The organism is Enterobacter sp. 6722112 (genome assembly GCF_058661685.1).
On sequence record NZ_JBZWGR010000007.1, the window covers coordinates 688,701 to 707,956 of the forward strand.

Annotated in this window: 14 protein-coding genes, 3 tRNA genes and 3 rRNA genes; 12 read left to right on the forward strand and 8 right to left on the reverse strand. The window is 52.7% G+C overall.

Translation table 11 applies throughout. The features are described 5' to 3' along the window. Positions 1-33: 33 nt before the first annotated feature. Positions 34-732: an envelope stress response activation lipoprotein NlpE gene (gene nlpE / locus AC4OVU_RS04805; RefSeq protein ID WP_491928632.1), complete on the forward strand. Its 699-nt coding sequence runs from the start codon at positions 34-36 to the stop codon at positions 730-732. Positions 733-777: 45 nt separating this feature from the next. Here nlpE and proS read toward each other — a convergent pair whose 3' ends face one another. The 6 genes from proS to metN all read right to left on the reverse strand — a co-directional run bounded on the left by proS (position 778) and on the right by metN (position 6,357). Then, positions 778-2,496: a proline--tRNA ligase gene (gene proS / locus AC4OVU_RS04810; protein ID WP_003856138.1), complete on the reverse strand. Its 1,719-nt coding sequence runs from the start codon at positions 2,494-2,496 to the stop codon at positions 778-780. A gap of 112 nt (positions 2,497-2,608) precedes the next feature. Next, on the reverse strand, positions 2,609-3,316 hold the full coding sequence (gene tsaA / locus AC4OVU_RS04815; RefSeq protein ID WP_015572734.1) for a tRNA (N6-threonylcarbamoyladenosine(37)-N6)-methyltransferase TrmO: 708 nt from the start codon (positions 3,314-3,316) through the stop codon (positions 2,609-2,611). Further along, positions 3,313-3,717 (reverse strand): Rcs stress response system protein RcsF, encoded by a 405-nt coding sequence (gene rcsF / locus AC4OVU_RS04820; RefSeq protein WP_015572735.1) that lies wholly within the window; start codon positions 3,715-3,717, stop codon positions 3,313-3,315. Before rcsF ends, tsaA begins: the two co-directional genes overlap by 4 nt. Before the next feature lie 106 nt (positions 3,718-3,823). Next, the gene (metQ, locus tag AC4OVU_RS04825; RefSeq protein ID WP_003856132.1) at positions 3,824-4,639 is read right to left on the reverse strand and encodes a methionine ABC transporter substrate-binding lipoprotein MetQ; all 816 of its coding nucleotides are present in this window, start codon (positions 4,637-4,639) and stop codon (positions 3,824-3,826) included. A gap of 40 nt (positions 4,640-4,679) precedes the next feature. Then, entirely contained in the window at positions 4,680-5,333 is a 654-nt protein-coding gene (locus AC4OVU_RS04830) for a methionine ABC transporter permease MetI (RefSeq protein WP_003856130.1), read from the reverse strand. Beyond that, positions 5,326-6,357: a methionine ABC transporter ATP-binding protein MetN gene (gene metN / locus AC4OVU_RS04835; protein WP_110292746.1), complete on the reverse strand. Its 1,032-nt coding sequence runs from the start codon at positions 6,355-6,357 to the stop codon at positions 5,326-5,328. Before metN ends, AC4OVU_RS04830 begins: the two co-directional genes overlap by 8 nt. A gap of 188 nt (positions 6,358-6,545) precedes the next feature. Between metN and gmhB the strand changes: the two genes are divergently transcribed. The 8 genes from gmhB to dkgB all read left to right on the forward strand — a co-directional run bounded on the left by gmhB (position 6,546) and on the right by dkgB (position 13,833). Then, the gene (gmhB, locus tag AC4OVU_RS04840) at positions 6,546-7,112 is read left to right on the forward strand and encodes a D-glycero-beta-D-manno-heptose 1,7-bisphosphate 7-phosphatase (RefSeq protein ID WP_017694475.1); all 567 of its coding nucleotides are present in this window, start codon (positions 6,546-6,548) and stop codon (positions 7,110-7,112) included. 372 nt (positions 7,113-7,484) lie between these two features. Next, a 16S ribosomal RNA gene (locus AC4OVU_RS04845) occupies positions 7,485-9,026 on the forward strand. 70 nt (positions 9,027-9,096) lie between these two features. Then, a tRNA-Ile gene (locus tag AC4OVU_RS04850) sits at positions 9,097-9,173 on the forward strand. Between the two features lie 105 nt (positions 9,174-9,278). Continuing rightward, positions 9,279-9,354: transfer RNA gene (locus AC4OVU_RS04855), tRNA-Ala, on the forward strand. 170 nt (positions 9,355-9,524) lie between these two features. Beyond that, a 23S ribosomal RNA gene (locus AC4OVU_RS04860) occupies positions 9,525-12,429 on the forward strand. A 192-nt stretch (positions 12,430-12,621) separates the two neighbouring features. Continuing rightward, a 5S ribosomal RNA gene (gene rrf, locus AC4OVU_RS04865) occupies positions 12,622-12,737 on the forward strand. The 16S, 23S and 5S rRNA genes sit together here with 3 tRNA genes alongside, the layout of an rRNA operon. 55 nt (positions 12,738-12,792) lie before the next feature. Further along, positions 12,793-12,869: transfer RNA gene (locus tag AC4OVU_RS04870), tRNA-Asp, on the forward strand. Between the two features lie 160 nt (positions 12,870-13,029). Next, a complete protein-coding gene (gene dkgB / locus AC4OVU_RS04875) occupies positions 13,030-13,833 on the forward strand; it encodes a 2,5-didehydrogluconate reductase DkgB (RefSeq protein ID WP_047718561.1) in 804 nt (267 codons plus the stop codon). Between the two features lie 22 nt (positions 13,834-13,855). Here dkgB and yafC read toward each other — a convergent pair whose 3' ends face one another. Beyond that, positions 13,856-14,764 carry a DNA-binding transcriptional regulator YafC gene (gene yafC, locus AC4OVU_RS04880; protein ID WP_110293125.1) on the reverse strand — a complete coding sequence of 303 codons (909 nt, stop codon included), beginning with the start codon at positions 14,762-14,764 and terminating at the stop codon, positions 13,856-13,858. A 103-nt stretch (positions 14,765-14,867) separates the two neighbouring features. Between yafC and AC4OVU_RS04885 the strand changes: the two genes are divergently transcribed. From AC4OVU_RS04885 to AC4OVU_RS04895, 3 genes are all read left to right on the forward strand, one after another. Continuing rightward, positions 14,868-16,043, forward strand: a complete 1,176-nt coding sequence (locus AC4OVU_RS04885; protein WP_045911135.1) for an MFS transporter — start codon at positions 14,868-14,870, stop codon at positions 16,041-16,043. 137 nt (positions 16,044-16,180) lie between these two features. Continuing rightward, positions 16,181-16,981: an endonuclease/exonuclease/phosphatase family protein gene (locus AC4OVU_RS04890; protein ID WP_026080641.1), complete on the forward strand. Its 801-nt coding sequence runs from the start codon at positions 16,181-16,183 to the stop codon at positions 16,979-16,981. A 77-nt stretch (positions 16,982-17,058) separates the two neighbouring features. After that, positions 17,059-17,832: a class I SAM-dependent methyltransferase gene (locus tag AC4OVU_RS04895; RefSeq protein ID WP_110293124.1), complete on the forward strand. Its 774-nt coding sequence runs from the start codon at positions 17,059-17,061 to the stop codon at positions 17,830-17,832. Positions 17,833-17,884: 52 nt separating this feature from the next. On the opposite strand, the gene mltD is transcribed toward AC4OVU_RS04895, so the two are convergent. Further along, positions 17,885-19,249, reverse strand: coding sequence for a murein transglycosylase D (gene mltD, locus AC4OVU_RS04900; protein ID WP_023295957.1), 1,365 nt, complete (start codon positions 19,247-19,249; stop codon positions 17,885-17,887). Positions 19,250-19,256: the final 7 nt, after the last annotated feature.

Below are 19,256 nucleotides of genomic sequence, written 5' to 3' on the forward strand. Positions count from 1 at the left end.
GAAAGGGATACCCTTTTTCATAAGGAAAGTATTGTGAAAAAAGCATTATTATCAGCGCTGGCCGTGACAAGCCTGTTCGCGCTTTTTGGCTGTAATAACCGTTCAGAAACGCAGGTACTACAGCCAACGCAAAATGAAGAATTAAAGCCGATGCAGCAAAGCTGGCGCGGCGTATTACCGTGTGCAGATTGCGAGGGCATCGAAACCTCTCTGTTCCTGCAAAAAGATGGCACCTGGGTCATGAACCAGCGTTACCAGGGGGCGAAAGAACCGTCTTCTTTTGCACCTTACGGAACATGGGCGCGTACGGCTGAGAAGCTGGTATTGACGGATACCACGGGCGATAAAACCTTCTTCCGCGCCAAAGGCGAGGGGATGGAGATGCTCGATCGCGAAGGCAATCCGATTGAATCCCAGTTCAACTACACGTTGGCCCCGGTGAAAGCGACCCTGCCAGCCACCCCAATGGCGATGCGAGGGATGTATTTCTACATGGCGGATGCGGCGATCTTCACTGACTGTGCAACCGGGAAGAAAGTCAGCGTGGCGAACAATGCCCAGCTGGAGCGAGACTATGCCGTCGCGCGCGGCAACGACAGTAAGCCAGTGTTGCTGACGGTTGAAGGGCATTTTACGCTGGAGCCAAACCCGGATAGCGGCGAGCTGGTGAAAACGCTGGTGGCAGATAAAGATGCGAAGTTTGCTGCGGGGAAAGACTGCGAAAGCAAATAAGATATAGCCATTAAAAAACCCCGCACTGGCGGGGTTTTTTGTTTCTTAACCTTTGATGGCTTTCACCAGGTAATCAAGAATATCTCCCGTCTTGATCATCTGTTTTTCGCCGTTGCGACGGTATTTGTATTCAATCTCGTCGCTGTCGAGGTTACGGTCGCCAATGACGATGGTGTGTGGAATACCGATCAGTTCCATGTCAGCAAACATCACGCCAGGACGCTCTTTACGGTCATCCATCAGCACGTCGATACCTTTCGCGCTCAGCTCAGCGTAGAGTTTCTCAGCCAGCTCCTGCACGCGGTAAGACTTGTGCATGTTCATTGGCAGGATCGCCACCTGGAACGGCGCGATGTTATCCGGCCAGACGATTCCGCGTTCGTCATAGTTCTGCTCGATAGCGGCAGCAACAACGCGCGTTACGCCAATGCCGTAGCAGCCCATGGTCAGAACCTGGTTACGGCCATCTTCGCCCTGAACGGCAGCGTTCATTGCGCGCGAGTACTTATCGCCCAGCTGGAAGATGTGGCCTACTTCGATACCGCGTTTGATCATCAGGGTACCCTTGCCGTCCGGGCTTGGATCGCCTGCGACCACGTTACGGATGTCAGCCACTTCCGGCGTCGCCACGTCACGATCCCAGTTGATGCCGAAGTAGTGTTTACCGTCGATGTTTGCGCCCGCAGCGAAGTCGCTCATCGCCGCAACGGTGCGGTCAATGACCACCGGAACAGGCATGTTCACCGGACCCAGAGAACCAGGACCTGCATTCACCACGGCGCGGATCTCCGCTTCCGTTGCGAAGGTCAGCGGGCTGGCAACCTGCGGCAGCTTCTCGGCTTTCACTTCGTTCAGCTCGTGATCGCCTCGTACCAGCAGGGCAACCAGTGGATAAGCGCTACCTTCAGCCGATTTCACCAGCAGGGTTTTCACGGTTTTTTCGATCGGCAGAGTAAACTGCTCAACCAGCTCGGCGATAGTTTTCGCGTTTGGCGTATCAACCAGCGTCATCTCTTGCGTTGCCGCGCCGCGTGGTTCTTTCGGTGCCAGCGCTTCTGCAAATTCGATGTTCGCGGCGTAATCAGAGGAGTCAGAGAAGATCACATCGTCTTCGCCGCTCTGCGCCAGAACCTGGAATTCATGGGAGGCGCTACCGCCGATTGAACCGGTATCAGCCTGTACAGCACGGAAATCCAGCCCCATGCGGGAGAAGATTTTGCTGTAGGCCGCGTACATTTTGTCGTAGGTCTCTTGCAGCGATTCCTGAGAAGTATGGAAAGAGTAAGCATCTTTCATCAGGAACTCGCGAGAACGCATGACGCCAAAGCGTGGACGCACTTCGTCACGGAACTTAGTCTGGATCTGGAAGAAGTTCAGCGGCAGCTGTTTGTAAGAGCTCAGCTCGTTACGGATCAGGTCGGTGATCACTTCTTCATGCGTTGGGCCGAGAACGAATGGACGATCGCCACGATCGGCAATACGCAGCAGTTCAGGACCGTACTGCTCCCAGCGACCGCTCTCCTGCCACAGTTCAGAGGGCTGAACGACCGGCATTAACACCTCGATAGCACCGGCGTTGTTCATCTCTTCACGCACGATGTTTTCGACTTTTTTCAGGACGCGCACGCCGGTCGGCAGCCAGGTGTATAACCCGGAGGCCAGCTTGCGGATCATCCCGGCGCGCAGCATCAGCTGGTGGCTGATCACCTCGGCGTCGGCAGGTGTCTCCTTCAGAGTGGAGAGCAGATATTGGCTAGTACGCATGTTGTTACGGTTCCATTTCGACGATTGGAACAGGCTGAAACACCAGCCTGACACAAAAAAAGTGGTTTAGTTTACCAGTGTGGCAAAGATGCCAAAAGAGAGGAGAACAAAATTACCTGGGTTCCAGGGCAAACACTTCAAAACCCGCCGCAGTCACGCGCCAGCGCACGTTAAAGTCCAGCAGCCAGACGGCGTACGTATTCCCGGCTTCCTCTTCTTTGCGGTAGGCGGGACGGGGGTCCTGGGCCAGCACTTCAACGATAAAGTCACGCAGGCGAGGATAACGCTTTTCCAGCTCGCTGATTTGCGTCGTTATTTCAGACGTGAAGTGAACCGGCATATCTGCCTGCGGTGCGTCCTGAGCATAGCTTGCTCGGGCATCCGGCAGCGCTTCGGCGAAGGGCAGGTAAGGCTTAATATCTATGACCGGCGTGCCATCAACCAGGTCAAGGCTACCTAACTCCAGGATGACCTGATCTTTCTGACAACGTATGCCTTTCAGCTCGACCAGCGACATCCCGATGGGGTTGGGACGGAAGGTTGAGCGGGTGGCAAAGACACCCATTCTGGCATTTCCGCCCAGACGAGGCGGACGCACGGTAGGACGCCAGCCGCCTTCCATGGTCTGGTGAAACACAAAGACCACCCATAAATGGCTGAACGCCTCAAGCCCGCGCACTGCATCGGCCTGATTATACGGCGCGACAAGATGAAGCTCGCCGCCGCCGTTAATGACCAGACCCGGCTGACGCGGCACGGCGAACTTTTCTTTATAAGGGGAGCGGATAACGCCTATCTGCTCGAACTGAAATGAACTCATTTCGCCGTAATGTTAAGCGCAGAACCGATACATACCGCCTGGCGATAGCAACCTGGTGTGCCGCTGGTGACTTCGCAGCTGTGCAGCAGTACCGCGTTGGCTTTCATTTTCGACGCGTTGATTTGCATACGCTTGCGGGCTGTCGGAATATTGGGTGGGGAGTCCTGATTCGTTGCCTGGCAGGATTCGCCGCTCACTTCGCCCAGTTCACGGAATGGCTTACCGACCAGCTCGTCGGCTTTGGTAATAATACGTACCGGCGCAGCGCGAGGCGCTTTCGGTTTTGCTGGCTCCGCTTTTGGCGGGGTTGCAGTGCTTTGAACAGGTTCAACAGGAGATCTGCTTAGCATAGAACAGCCGCTCAGCATCAGTGCTAAAAAACAGATCGGTAAAGCACGCATAATAATTCCTCAGTGGATAATCAAAACGTCAGATATTGAAGCAGTTGACCGCACAAATGACAAGACGGGCAAATGCCCGTCTTGATGATATTACACTGCCGGGAGATTACCAGCCTTTAACCGCGCCGCCGTTAAACACCTTATTGGCTTCCTGGTACACTTCTTCAGACTGATATGCCTGTATGAATTTCTTCACATTCTCCGCGTCTTTGTTGTCTTCGCGAGTCACGATCAGGTTGACGTACGGGGAATCTTTATCTTCAACGAAGATGCCATCTTTCGCTGGGGTCAGGCCGATCTGGCTGGCGTAAGTGGTGTTGATCACGGCCAGGGCGATCTGCGCATCGTCCAGAGAACGTGGCAGCTGTGGTGCTTCCAGCTCAACAATTTTCAGATTTTTCGGGTTTTCGGTTACGTCCAGAACGGTCGGTAACAGGCCAACGCCTTCTTTCAGTTTAATCAGGCCCACTTTCTGTAGCAGAAGCAGGGAACGGCCAAGGTTGGTTGGGTCATTAGGGACGGCAACCTGTGAACCCGGCTGGAGTTCATCCAGAGATTTAATTTTCTTGGAGTAACCGGCAATCGGGTAAACGAAGGTGTTACCGACAGCAACCAGTTTGTAGCCGCGATCTTTGATCTGCTGATCCAGGTACGGTTTATGCTGGAAGGCGTTAGCGTCAATGTCGCCTTTGCTCAGCGCTTCGTTCGGCAGAACGTAATCGTTGAAGGTCACCAGTTCAACGTCCAGGCCATATTTCTCTTTAGCGATTTTCTGCGCGGCCTCAGCAACCTGCTGTTCTGCACCGACGATAACGCCTACTTTGATGTGGTTTGGATCTTTTTCGTCCTGACCGCAACCCACCAGTGCCAGCGAGCCAATCAGTGCGCCTACTGCTGCGAAGGTCTTAAATTTAAACGCCATGTTATATCCTTAACTCGTCGAGTTTGTGTTGTTTGTAACGTTATTTATGCGTAACAGCCCGGACGATACGATCGCCAGAGAATTGAATTAAGTAAACCAGCACAACCAGCAATACCAGAACGGTATTCATTACGGTAGCGTTATAGCCAATATAGCCGTACTGATATCCAATCTGGCCTAAACCGCCAGCACCTACGGCGCCTCCCATTGCGGAATAACCGACCAGGGTGATAAGCGTGATGGTTGCTGCGTTCACCAGCCCAGGCAGCGCCTCTGGCAGCAGAACTTTGCGAACGATCTGCATTGGCGTCGCACCCATAGCGCGGGAAGCTTCGATCAGGCCGGTTGGGATTTCCAGCAGGGCGTTTTCCACCATACGGGCGATAAACGGTGCCGCGCCAACGGTCAGCGGGACAATAGCTGCCTGCAAACCAATCGACGTCCCGACGATCACGCGAGTAAACGGAATCATCCACACCAGCAGAATAATGAACGGAATAGACCGGAAAATGTTCACCAGCGCAGAGAGCGTGCGATACAGCTTCGCGTTTTCAATAATTTGACCCGGGCGCGTAACGTACAGCAGCACGCCGACCGGCAGCCCAATCACAAAACCAAAGAAGCCCGATACGAAGGTCATTGCCAGCGTTTCCCAAACGCCGCGAACCAGTAGCCACATCATCGGCTCAGACATAACCCAGTACCTCTACTTTTACGTGATGTTCTTGCAGCCAGGCAATTGCCGCCTGGGTTTCTTCCTGTGTGCCGTGCATTTCCGTCAGCATAATGCCGAACTTCACGCCACCGGCGTAGTCCATCTGCGCGCTAATAATGTTGTTATTCACGTTAAAGCGACGCGCGGTTTCGGACAGCAGCGGTGCGTCAACGGACTGGCCCGTGAACTCCATGCGCAGCATCGGGACGCTGTCAGGCGTTGCGTCTGTTTTTAAACGTTCCAGATAATCTTCCGGAATATCCAGATGCAGTGTGGACTGAATGAACTGCTGAGCCAGCGGCGTTTTCGGGTGTGAGAAGACTTCACTCACCGTGTCCTGCTCAATCAGCTCACCGTTGCTGATGACCGCCACGCAGTCGCAGATGCGTTTCACTACATCCATTTCATGCGTAATAAGGAGAATCGTCAGGCCCAGGCGACGGTTAATGTCTTTTAACAGTTCCAGAATAGAGCGCGTGGTGGCCGGGTCTAACGCGCTGGTGGCTTCATCGCACAGCAGCACCTTAGGATTGCTTGCCAGCGCGCGGGCAATGGCCACACGCTGTTTTTGCCCACCGGACAGATTTGCCGGGTAGCTATCATGCTTGTCGCCCAGACCAACAAGGTCGAGCAGTTCGGTGACGCGACGCCTAACTTCTTCTTTCGGCGTGTTATCCAGCTCAAGCGGCAGGGCAACGTTGCCGAACACGGTGCGGGATGCCAGCAGGTTAAAGTGCTGGAAAATCATGCCAATCTGGCGACGCGCTTTGGTGAGTTCTTTTTCTGAGAGAGCGGTAAGCTCCTGGCCGCCAACTTCTACGCAGCCCTGGGTTGGGCGCTCAAGCAGGCTAACACAACGGATCAGCGTACTTTTACCCGCACCCGATGCGCCAATGACGCCATAAATCTGACCAGCAGGCACATGCAGGCTGACGTTGTTCAGCGCCTGAATGGTTCGGTTCCCCTGCTGGAACACTTTGGTGATATTGGAAAGTTTAATCATTAGATTATTTTTATCGTAAGTAAGTTAGCCGTGGCATTTTCTTCTGCCAGATACGGGGAATGACCGTAAACAAAATGGATGTTAAGGCATCCAGACGTCTAAATCAATCCACCTCTGTGCGATGAGCACTTTATTGCGCTGCGATTCATGAGATACTAGCTGAACAAGACTTTTTCAGGAGCAAACCGGTGGCAAAATCTGTACCCGCAATTTTTCTCGATCGTGACGGCACTATTAATGTGGATCACGGTTACGTCCATGAGATTGATGAGTTCGAGTTTATCGAGGGCGTAATAGATGCCATGCGCCAGTTGAAAGAGATGGGCTATGCGCTGGTGGTGGTGACTAACCAGTCCGGTATCGCCCGGGGTAAATTCACCGAAGCGCAATTCGAGACGCTGACGGAATGGATGGACTGGTCTCTGGCCGATCGTGGCGTCGATCTTGATGGCATCTATTATTGTCCGCATCACCCGCAGGGAAGTGTAGAGGCGTATCGTCAGACCTGTGATTGCCGTAAGCCACACCCGGGCATGTTTATCTCTGCACAGGAATTCCTGCACATTGATATGGCCGCATCTTATATGGTGGGCGATAAACTGGAAGATATGCAGGCAGCAGCGGCGGCAGGTGTAGGTACCAAGGTATTAGTGCGTACCGGTAAACCGGTCACCACAGAAGCAGAAAATGCAGCCGACTGGGTGATAACTAGTCTGGCAGAACTGCCAAAAGAGATTAAAAAGCACCAAAAATAAGGCGTTTTGGCGAAAAGGTGAGCGGTTGAAATAAAAATGCATTTTTCCGCTTGTCATTCCTCGGCGGCTCCCTATAATGCGCCTCCATCGACACGGCGGATGTGAATCACTTCACAGACAACCCGGTCGGTTGAAGAGAAAAAATCCTGAAATAACGGGTTGACTCTGAAAGAGGAAAGCGTAATATACGCCACCTCGCGACAGAGCGCTGAAGCGCGTCGCAACTGCTCTTTAACAATTTATCAGACAATCTGTGTGGGCACTCAAAGTGACATGGATTCTTAATGTCTTCGGACACTAAATGAATACCAAGTCTCAACGAGTGAACACGTAATTCATTACGAAGTTTAATTCATTGAGCATCAAACTTTTAAATTGAAGAGTTTGATCATGGCTCAGATTGAACGCTGGCGGCAGGCCTAACACATGCAAGTCGAACGGTAACAGGAAGCAGCTTGCTGCTTTGCTGACGAGTGGCGGACGGGTGAGTAATGTCTGGGAAACTGCCTGATGGAGGGGGATAACTACTGGAAACGGTAGCTAATACCGCATAACGTCGCAAGACCAAAGAGGGGGACCTTCGGGCCTCTTGCCATCGGATGTGCCCAGATGGGATTAGCTAGTAGGTGGGGTAACGGCTCACCTAGGCGACGATCCCTAGCTGGTCTGAGAGGATGACCAGCCACACTGGAACTGAGACACGGTCCAGACTCCTACGGGAGGCAGCAGTGGGGAATATTGCACAATGGGCGCAAGCCTGATGCAGCCATGCCGCGTGTATGAAGAAGGCCTTCGGGTTGTAAAGTACTTTCAGCGGGGAGGAAGGCGATAAGGTTAATAACCTTGCCGATTGACGTTACCCGCAGAAGAAGCACCGGCTAACTCCGTGCCAGCAGCCGCGGTAATACGGAGGGTGCAAGCGTTAATCGGAATTACTGGGCGTAAAGCGCACGCAGGCGGTCTGTCAAGTCGGATGTGAAATCCCCGGGCTCAACCTGGGAACTGCATTCGAAACTGGCAGGCTAGAGTCTTGTAGAGGGGGGTAGAATTCCAGGTGTAGCGGTGAAATGCGTAGAGATCTGGAGGAATACCGGTGGCGAAGGCGGCCCCCTGGACAAAGACTGACGCTCAGGTGCGAAAGCGTGGGGAGCAAACAGGATTAGATACCCTGGTAGTCCACGCCGTAAACGATGTCGACTTGGAGGTTGTGCCCTTGAGGCGTGGCTTCCGGAGCTAACGCGTTAAGTCGACCGCCTGGGGAGTACGGCCGCAAGGTTAAAACTCAAATGAATTGACGGGGGCCCGCACAAGCGGTGGAGCATGTGGTTTAATTCGATGCAACGCGAAGAACCTTACCTACTCTTGACATCCAGAGAACTTAGCAGAGATGCTTTGGTGCCTTCGGGAACTCTGAGACAGGTGCTGCATGGCTGTCGTCAGCTCGTGTTGTGAAATGTTGGGTTAAGTCCCGCAACGAGCGCAACCCTTATCCTTTGTTGCCAGCGGTTAGGCCGGGAACTCAAAGGAGACTGCCAGTGATAAACTGGAGGAAGGTGGGGATGACGTCAAGTCATCATGGCCCTTACGAGTAGGGCTACACACGTGCTACAATGGCGCATACAAAGAGAAGCGACCTCGCGAGAGCAAGCGGACCTCATAAAGTGCGTCGTAGTCCGGATTGGAGTCTGCAACTCGACTCCATGAAGTCGGAATCGCTAGTAATCGTGGATCAGAATGCCACGGTGAATACGTTCCCGGGCCTTGTACACACCGCCCGTCACACCATGGGAGTGGGTTGCAAAAGAAGTAGGTAGCTTAACCTTCGGGAGGGCGCTTACCACTTTGTGATTCATGACTGGGGTGAAGTCGTAACAAGGTAACCGTAGGGGAACCTGCGGTTGGATCACCTCCTTACCTTAAAGAACCTGCCTTTGTAGTGTCCACACAGATTGTCTGATGAAAAACAGCAGTAAAAAACCTCTACAGGCTTGTAGCTCAGGTGGTTAGAGCGCACCCCTGATAAGGGTGAGGTCGGTGGTTCAAGTCCACTCAGGCCTACCAAATTTTTGCTGATGCTGCGTTGCGGCGACATTCACATACATAAGTATGCTTCGTGTCACCACGCCTTGCCTCAACAAAAATTACCGGTACAGAGGTGACTACGATGGGGCTATAGCTCAGCTGGGAGAGCGCCTGCCTTGCACGCAGGAGGTCTGCGGTTCGATCCCGCATAGCTCCACCATCTTTTACTGCGAACACAAGAAAACTTCAGAGTGAACCTGAAAAGGTGCACTGCGAAGTTTTGCTCTTTAAAAATCTGGATCAAGCTGAAAATTGAAACGACACACAGCTCATGTGTGTTCGAGTCTCTCAAATTTTCGCAATCAGAAGTGAAACATCTTCGGGTTGTGAGGTTAAGCGACTAAGCGTACACGGTGGATGCCCTGGCAGTCAGAGGCGATGAAGGACGTGCTAATCTGCGAAAAGCGCCGGCGAGGTGATATGAACCTTTGACCCGGCGATGTCCGAATGGGGAAACCCAGTGCAATCCGTTGCACTATCGTTAACTGAATACATAGGTTAACGAGGCGAACCGGGGGAACTGAAACATCTAAGTACCCCGAGGAAAAGAAATCAACCGAGATTCCCCCAGTAGCGGCGAGCGAACGGGGAGCAGCCCGGAGTCTGAATCAGCTTGTGTGTTAGTGGAACGGTCTGGAAAGTCCGACGGTACAGGGTGATAGTCCCGTACACGAAAATGCACATGCTGTGAACTCGAAGAGTAGGGCGGGACACGTGGTATCCTGTCTGAATATGGGGGGACCATCCTCCAAGGCTAAATACTCCTGACTGACCGATAGTGAACCAGTACCGTGAGGGAAAGGCGAAAAGAACCCCGGCGAGGGGAGTGAAAAAGAACCTGAAACCGTGTACGTACAAGCAGTGGGAGCCTCTTTATGGGGTGACTGCGTACCTTTTGTATAATGGGTCAGCGACTTATATTCTGTAGCAAGGTTAACCGTATAGGGGAGCCAAAGGGAAACCGAGTCTTAACTGGGCGTTAAGTTGCAGGGTATAGACCCGAAACCCGGTGATCTAGCCATGGGCAGGTTGAAGGTTGGGTAACACTAACTGGAGGACCGAACCGACTAATGTTGAAAAATTAGCGGATGACCTGTGGCTGGGGGTGAAAGGCCAATCAAACCGGGAGATAGCTGGTTCTCCCCGAAAGCTATTTAGGTAGCGCCTCGTGAACTCATCTTCGGGGGTAGAGCACTGTTTCGGCTAGGGGGCCATCCCGGCTTACCAACCCGATGCAAACTACGAATACCGAAGAATGTTATCACGGGAGACACACGGCGGGTGCTAACGTCCGTCGTGAAGAGGGAAACAACCCAGACCGCCAGCTAAGGTCCCAAAGTCATGGTTAAGTGGGAAACGATGTGGGAAGGCACAGACAGCCAGGATGTTGGCTTAGAAGCAGCCATCATTTAAAGAAAGCGTAATAGCTCACTGGTCGAGTCGGCCTGCGCGGAAGATGTAACGGGGCTAAACCATGCACCGAAGCTGCGGCAGCGACACTATGTGTTGTTGGGTAGGGGAGCGTTCTGTAAGCCGTTGAAGGTGTGCTGTGAGGCATGCTGGAGGTATCAGAAGTGCGAATGCTGACATAAGTAACGATAAAGCGGGTGAAAAGCCCGCTCGCCGGAAGACCAAGGGTTCCTGTCCAACGTTAATCGGGGCAGGGTGAGTCGACCCCTAAGGCGAGGCCGAAAGGCGTAGTCGATGGGAAACAGGTTAATATTCCTGTACTTGGTGTTACTGCGAAGGGGGGACGGAGAAGGCTATGTCAGCCGGGCGACGGTTGTCCCGGTTTAAGCATGTAGGCGGAGGTTCCAGGTAAATCCGGTACCTTATTAACGCTGAGGTGTGATGACGAGGCACTACGGTGCTGAAGTGATAAATGCCCTGCTTCCAGGAAAAGCCTCTAAGCATCAGGTAACACGAAATCGTACCCCAAACCGACACAGGTGGTCAGGTAGAGAATACCAAGGCGCTTGAGAGAACTCGGGTGAAGGAACTAGGCAAAATGGTGCCGTAACTTCGGGAGAAGGCACGCTGATGTGTAGGTGAAGCCCCTGCGGGTGGAGCTGAAATCAGTCGAAGATACCAGCTGGCTGCAACTGTTTATTAAAAACACAGCACTGTGCAAACACGAAAGTGGACGTATACGGTGTGACGCCTGCCCGGTGCCGGAAGGTTAATTGATGGGGTTAGCGGCAACGCGAAGCTCTTGATCGAAGCCCCGGTAAACGGCGGCCGTAACTATAACGGTCCTAAGGTAGCGAAATTCCTTGTCGGGTAAGTTCCGACCTGCACGAATGGCGTAATGATGGCCAGGCTGTCTCCACCCGAGACTCAGTGAAATTGAACTCGCTGTGAAGATGCAGTGTACCCGCGGCAAGACGGAAAGACCCCGTGAACCTTTACTATAGCTTGACACTGAACACTGGTCCTTGATGTGTAGGATAGGTGGGAGGCTTTGAAGCGTGGACGCCAGTCTGCGTGGAGCCAACCTTGAAATACCACCCTTTAATGGCTGGTGTTCTAACGTAGACCCGTAATCCGGGTTGCGGACAGTGTCTGGTGGGTAGTTTGACTGGGGCGGTCTCCTCCCAAAGAGTAACGGAGGAGCACGAAGGTTGGCTAATCCTGGTCGGACATCAGGAGGTTAGTGCAATGGCATAAGCCAGCTTGACTGCGAGCGTGACGGCGCGAGCAGGTGCGAAAGCAGGTCATAGTGATCCGGTGGTTCTGAATGGAAGGGCCATCGCTCAACGGATAAAAGGTACTCCGGGGATAACAGGCTGATACCGCCCAAGAGTTCATATCGACGGCGGTGTTTGGCACCTCGATGTCGGCTCATCACATCCTGGGGCTGAAGTAGGTCCCAAGGGTATGGCTGTTCGCCATTTAAAGTGGTACGCGAGCTGGGTTTAGAACGTCGTGAGACAGTTCGGTCCCTATCTGCCGTGGGCGCTGGAGAATTGAGGGGGGCTGCTCCTAGTACGAGAGGACCGGAGTGGACGCATCACTGGTGTTCGGGTTGTCATGCCAATGGCACTGCCCGGTAGCTAAATGCGGAAGAGATAAGTGCTGAAAGCATCTAAGCACGAAACTTGCCCCGAGATGAGTTCTCCCTGAGACCTTGAGTCTCCTGAAGGAACGTTAAAGACGATGACGTTGATAGGTCGGGTGTGTAAGCGCAGCGATGCGTTGAGCTAACCGATACTAATGAACCGTGAGGCTTAACCTTACAACGCCGAAGGTGTTTTGGCGAAGAGACAGACACGATTTTCAGCTTAGATTCAGAGTCCGAAGGATTTTGCGCTGAGACAAGGCGGCAAACGAAGGAAAGGAAGGAGCATACTGAGGTATGTGACTGACTTTACGAGAGCAGCCAACGCAGTATCAGTGCGAAAGACACAGGACAGAGCACAAGAATTTGCCTGGCGGCTGTAGCGCGGTGGTCCCACCTGACCCCATGCCGAACTCAGAAGTGAAACGCCGTAGCGCCGATGGTAGTGTGGGGTCTCCCCATGTGAGAGTAGGGAACTGCCAGGCATCAAATTAAGTAGTAAGCCGGTGCATTAATCCGGTGGTTACAGAAGTATTCGGTGGAGCGGTAGTTCAGTCGGTTAGAATACCTGCCTGTCACGCAGGGGGTCGCGGGTTCGAGTCCCGTCCGTTCCGCCACTTATTAAAAGCCCTGAGCTAACGCTCAGGGCTTTTTTCTTATCTGTCGTTTGATTGTTGCGAAATTAGCAAAAATCCTCTGCGGTTCACGATCTTTTTCGGCATAACAACTACAGCGATAATTCTCCTCAGTTTATGAACATAACGATTGAGGAATCATATGACTATCCCTGCACTGGGTCTGGGCACTTTCCGCCTGAAAGACGACGTTGTTATCGCATCTGTTAAAACCGCACTTGAGTTGGGCTATCGTGCTATTGATACGGCGCAGATTTATGATAACGAAGCTGCCGTAGGCCAGGCCATCGAAGAGAGTGGCGTACCGCGCGACGAACTTTTCATCACCACTAAAATCTGGATTGAGAATCTCAGCCAAGACAAGCTGATCCCAAGCCTGAAGGAAAGTCTGAGAAAGCTGCGTACTGACTATGTTGATCTGACGCTGATCCACTGGCCATCACCTGACGATGCCGTCTCTGTGGAGGAGTTCATGCAGGCGCTGCTGGAAGCGAAAGAGCAGGGCTTAACGCGTAAAATTGGCATCTCTAACTTCACCATCCCGTTGATGGAAAGGGCGATTGCTGTAGTGGGTAAAGAGAATATTGCCACCAACCAGGTTGAACTCTCTCCTTACCTGCAAAACCGCAAAGTCGTGGACTGGGCGAAACAGCATGGTATTCACATCACCTCGTACATGACGCTGGCATATGGTAAGGCGCTGAAAGATGAAGTGATTGCACGTATCGCTGAAAAACACAATGCGACAGCCGCACAGGTGATCCTGGCATGGGCGATGGGTGAGGGCTATGCCGTGATCCCGTCTTCAACCAAACGTGAAAACCTGGCAAGTAACCTGTTAGCGCGGGATCTCCAGCTTGATGATGAAGATAAAAACGCGATCGCTGCACTGGAATGCAACGATCGTCTGGTCAGCCCGGAAGGGTTAGCACCAGACTGGGATTAATAAAAGCCCTTCCTCTGTACCCTTAAACCCTCACACAGCTCCTCCGGGAGCTGTTTTGTTCGCTAAGGAAGTCGATAAAAGCGCGTATGCGCGTACTTACCGCTCTGTCACTGTAATACACTGCGCTAAAAGGCATCTCTACAGGTAAGCGTTTGTCAGCCATCAGTTCCACAAGCTGACCCGCAGCTATTTCCTTATCAATCATATAGTCTGATAAACAGGCGATCCCATTTCCTTCAAGACAAAGCTGTTTCAGCGTTTCTCCGCTATTAGACGAAAGTCCGCAAGTGATCTCATGAAGTTGTCCGTCATGACAGGCCACGGGCCAGGTGTTCAGCGAGACAGGTTCCGTAAAGCCCAGGCACAGGTGCTGCTTCAGCTCCTCAACGGTCTCCGGTTTGCCATGCTCTGCAATATATTGCGGTGACGCGATAATTTTGCGGTAGCTGGTGAACAGTGGGCGAGCGCGTAAACTTGAATCCGTCAGGGTTCCCGCGCGGATCGCCACATCAACTTTACGCTCAATCAGGTTAATAAACGTCTCTGAAGAGACCAGGGACAGAGTCATCTCCGGATAACGTTCCCGGAATGGCTTGATTAATGGCATCAGAAAATGAAGCACAACCGGCGTCGCCGCATCAATGCGTAGCAATCCACGCGGAGTGCTACGCGACTCCATTATTTCCGTCTCAGCTGCCGCCATCTCCTGCAAAACGGATTGTACGCGGCGAAAATAACGTTCACCTTCTTCCGTCAGGCTGAGCTGTCGCGTTGTTCTGTTGAGCAGACTTACCCCGAGCTTCATCTCCAGCTTTTTCACCGAGCGGCTGATGGCGGAGTTCGCCTGCCCGAGCTGTTCAGCCGCACGGCTGAAGCTGCCGCTTTCAACAACGGCAACAAAGATAGTCAGTTCTTCCGATGTGGCTTTCATTATTGCATCATCCGCAAAATTCTATTGAAATTCTAACCATTTTTGTTATTTAAACACTGGCGCATACTGCCTGTCATCTTAATCCTGAAGAGACGGAGTATTTATGCCACTGGCGCTTCTTGCCCTGACGATCAGTGCCTTCGCAATTGGCACGACCGAATTTGTAATTGTAGGACTTGTTCCCACCATTGCTGAACAACTCGCCATTTCGCTGCCTTCTGCCGGGCTGCTGGTATCTATTTACGCGTTAGGCGTCGCTGTTGGGGCGCCTGTGCTGACCGCACTGACTGGACGCTTTCCACGTAAACAACTGTTAGTTGCCCTGATGGTGCTCTTCACCGCCGGCAATATTCTGGCGTGGCAGGCTCCGGACTACACTACCCTGGTCATTGCCCGTTTGCTGACTGGCCTCGCGCACGGTGTCTTCTTCTCCATCGGTTCCACGATTGCAACCAGCCTGGTGCCAAAAGAGAAAGCGGCGTCAGCCATTGCGATTATGTTTGGCGGCTTAACCGTCGCGCTGGTCACCGGCGTGCCGTTAGGAACGTTTATTGGGCAACATTTTGGCTGGCGAGAAACCTTCCTTGCTGTATCGCTGTTGGGCGTAATTGCTCTGGTAGCCAGCCTGCTGCTGGTGCCCTCCAGTATTCCGGTGCGCGCGAGCGCCAGCCTGAGCGATCAGGTTAAGGTTCTGACACACCCGCGCCTGCTGCTGATCTATGCCGTTACGGCTCTGGGTTATGGAGGTGTGTTCACTGCGTTCACTTTCCTTGCACCGATGATGCAGGAACTGGCTGGTTTTTCTCCGGGCGCAGTGAGCTGGATTTTACTGGGCTACGGTATCTCCGTCGCAATCGGCAATATCTGGGGCGGCAAGCTTGCAGATAAGCATGGTGCGGTACCGGCGCTAAAATTTATCTTCGCCGCGCTGGTTGTCCTGCTGATGATTTTCCAGTTCACCGCGTCGATACAATACGCAGCGCTGGTAACTGTGTTGGTTATGGGAATATTCGCGTTTGGTAACGTACCGGGATTGCAGGTCTATGTTGTACAGAAAGCCGAACGCTATACGCCCAATGCGGTGGATGTCGCATCCGGCCTGAATATCGCCGCATTCAATATCGGTATCGCACTCGGATCGGTTATCGGCGGGCAGACGGTTGAACACGTTGGATTAACCCAAACGCCATGGATTGGTGCGGTAATTGTGCTTGTCGCTTTCCTGCTTATTGGTCTGAGTGGACGACTTGATAAACCCGCTCGTATCGCGCTTGGATAAGTATCAGTAAGTGCTTGCTTACAAAACTGGAAAGCGGTTTCTCTGTAATTGCGTTGAAAGTGTGACCTAAAATCCCTATAACATTAGAACCAGTCCGTTTTCCGGGCTGGTTCATGTTACAGAGGTCGTTTCCAAAAGTGCGAAAAAATACCTATGCCATGCGTTATGTTGCCGGAATGCCCGCGGAGAGGATCTTGCCTCCGGGGTCGTTTGCGAGCCTGGGTCAGGCATTACCAGCGGGCACGCCATTAAGCAGTGACGAAAAAATTCGCGTACTGGTGTGGAACATCTTTAAACAACAGCGTGCGGAGTGGTTATCCGTACTTAAAAATTTTGGTAAAGATGCGCATCTGGTTCTGTTACAGGAGGCGCAAACCACGCCTGAGCTGGTCAGGTTTGCAACGACAAACTATCTTGCAGCCGATCAGGTGCCTGCCTTTGTTCTGCCACAGCATCCTTCTGGGGTGATGACCCTTTCAGCCGCACATCCGGTCTATTGCTGCCCGCTGCGTGAACGTGAGCCAATCCTGCGTCTGGCAAAATCGGCGCTGGTCACGGTCTATCCGTTGCCCGACACCCGCCTGCTGATGGTGGTAAACATTCATGCGGTGAACTTCAGCCTGGGTGTTGATGTGTACAGTAAGCAGTTACTACCCATTGGCGATCAGATTGCTCATCACAGTGGGCCGATCATTATGGCCGGGGACTTCAATGCCTGGAGCCGTCCGCGTATGAACGCGTTGTACCGCTTCGCGCGTGAAATGTCGCTGCGTGAAGTTCGTTTTAACGATGACCAGCGCAAGAAAGCGTTTGGTCGTCCTCTCGATTTTGTATTCTATCGGGGTTTAAGCGTGCACGACGCCTCCGTTCTGGTGACGCGCGCCTCCGATCATAATCCTCTACTAGTTGAATTCAGTCCCGGCAAACCTGATAAATAATGGTGCGTCAGGTCTGCCGTGGGGCAGGCCTGTGCGGGTGCTGCCCTTTATTTTTTAACCCATAAAAGGACAGCAACATGACAACAACACACTCCCATCATGACAACGTCGAAAAACAGTTTGGTTCTCAGGCAAGTGCCTACCTGAGCAGCGCCGTGCACGCCTCTGGCCGCGATCTGGTACGTCTCGGCGAACGGCTCGCCGCGTTTCCTGACGCGCACATGCTGGACTTAGGCTGCGGGGCGGGGCACGCCAGTTTTACCGCCGCACAGCAGGTTGCTCAGGTGACGGCATATGACTTATCGAGCCAGATGCTGGATGTGGTTGCTGAAGCGGCGAAAGCGAAAGGGCTGAATAACGTCACGACGCGCCAGGGCTACGCTGAATCTTTACCCTTTGAGGATGCGTCGTTTGAGGTTGTGATTAGCCGTTACTCTGCACATCACTGGCATGATGTGGGGCAGGCATTACGGGAAGTGAAACGCGTGCTCAAACCGGGCGGAATCTTCATCATCATGGACGTGATGTCTCCCGGACATCCGGTACGAAATATCTGGCTCCAGACGGTTGAAGCGCTGCGTGATACCTCGCACGTGCAAAACTACTCCAGTGGAGAGTGGCTTACGTTTATCACCGAAGCCGGCTTGATTTCACGCTCATTGATAACCGACCGTTTGCCGCTGGAGTTCACATCATGGATTGCACGGATGCGCACACCCGAGGCATTGACTCAGGCGATCCGATTGTATCAGGAGAGCGCCTCTGCTGACGTGAAGGCGTACTTTGAACTGCATGATGATGGTTCGTTTACCAGCGACACCATTATGGCTGAAGCGCAAAAAGCGGGATAAATAAAAAAGGCACCGAGGGGAATCGGTGCCTTTTTAACAAGCGATCGTACTATCAGGAATCTGGCGTAGCGCTGTTTTTCACAAACAACGTCAGCTGGTCGCCAGGTTGCAGGTTGTCAGTATCGTTGTTCCAGCGCATCACATCTTTGATGTTTACGCCGTGACGCTTAGCAATACTGGACAGCGAGTCGCCTTTACGTACGCGATAGGTAATGCTATCGCTGTTTTTAGCGAGACGCTGTGCGCTGCTACCTGCACCTACGGTCAGCGTTTGACCCACTTTCAGACCAGATCCGCGCAGATTATTCCACTGCTGGAGATCTTTCGCATTCACGCCAAGACGTGATGCAATACCTGAAAGCGTATCACCTGAACGCACCTTATAGCTGCGGCTGCTTACAGGCGACGTATCAGCGATCAGCGTGGACTGAACGGCTGCAATTTCACCCGAAGCTAAAGACTCTCGTAACTGTTCCGCATGTTTCTGCGGAACCATCACATAGCCAGGGCCACTAGCGCCCAGCGTGGAGCCTTTAACACCTGCATTAAAGGTTTTAAGCTTACTTACCGACATACCCGTCATATCGGCAACCTGTTGAATATCAACCGGGCTGCTGAGGCGGACACGCGCCAGTGCACGACTTTCGTCTGGTGTTGGCAGTTGTACACCGTAACGTTTGCTGTTCTTGAGAATATCGCCCAGTGCCAGCATTTTCGGTACGTAAATCTTTGTTTCCTGTGGCAGTGAGAGCGACCAGAAGTCTGTGGGTTTTCCACGCGCTTTATTCGCTTTCATTGCCTTCAGTACACGACCTTCACCACTGTTATACGCCGCGACGGTCAATAACCAGTCGCCGTCAAACATCTTGTTCAGACGTTGCATCATGTCGAGAGCGGCTGTCGTTGAAGCGACAACATCACGACGCGCATCGTAGTTGCGGGTCTGCTTTAAACCATAATTTCGCCCTGTGCTCGGAATGATCTGCCAGATGCCTGCTGCATTGGCGCCAGACGTCGCGTGCGGGTCAAAAGCGCTCTCCACTATGGGTAGTAGTACCAGTTCCATAGGCATGTTACGTTTCTTAACTTGCCCGGCTATCCAGTACATATACGGCTCTGCCCGTAATGTTACATCGTGGAGATAGCTCTTATTTCTCAAATACTTCTGTTTCTGTTCGCGAATCCGGCTGTTTTCCGGAATTCCCATCTTTAGCTCGTCGCCAATAGAGGCCCACAAGTCTTGTTCCTGCGCGAAGGATGTCCCATCGTCCAACCATCGCGCCTGACTCGTAAACTTCCCTGCTTCCCCTTGACCAGCCGCAGAAAGGCTCTGTGCGTGCTGTTGTACGTTGCTGCCGTTTTGTGACTGGCAACCTACAAGCAGGACAGAGGCGAGTAATATCGCTTTTGCCTTCATGTGTGTG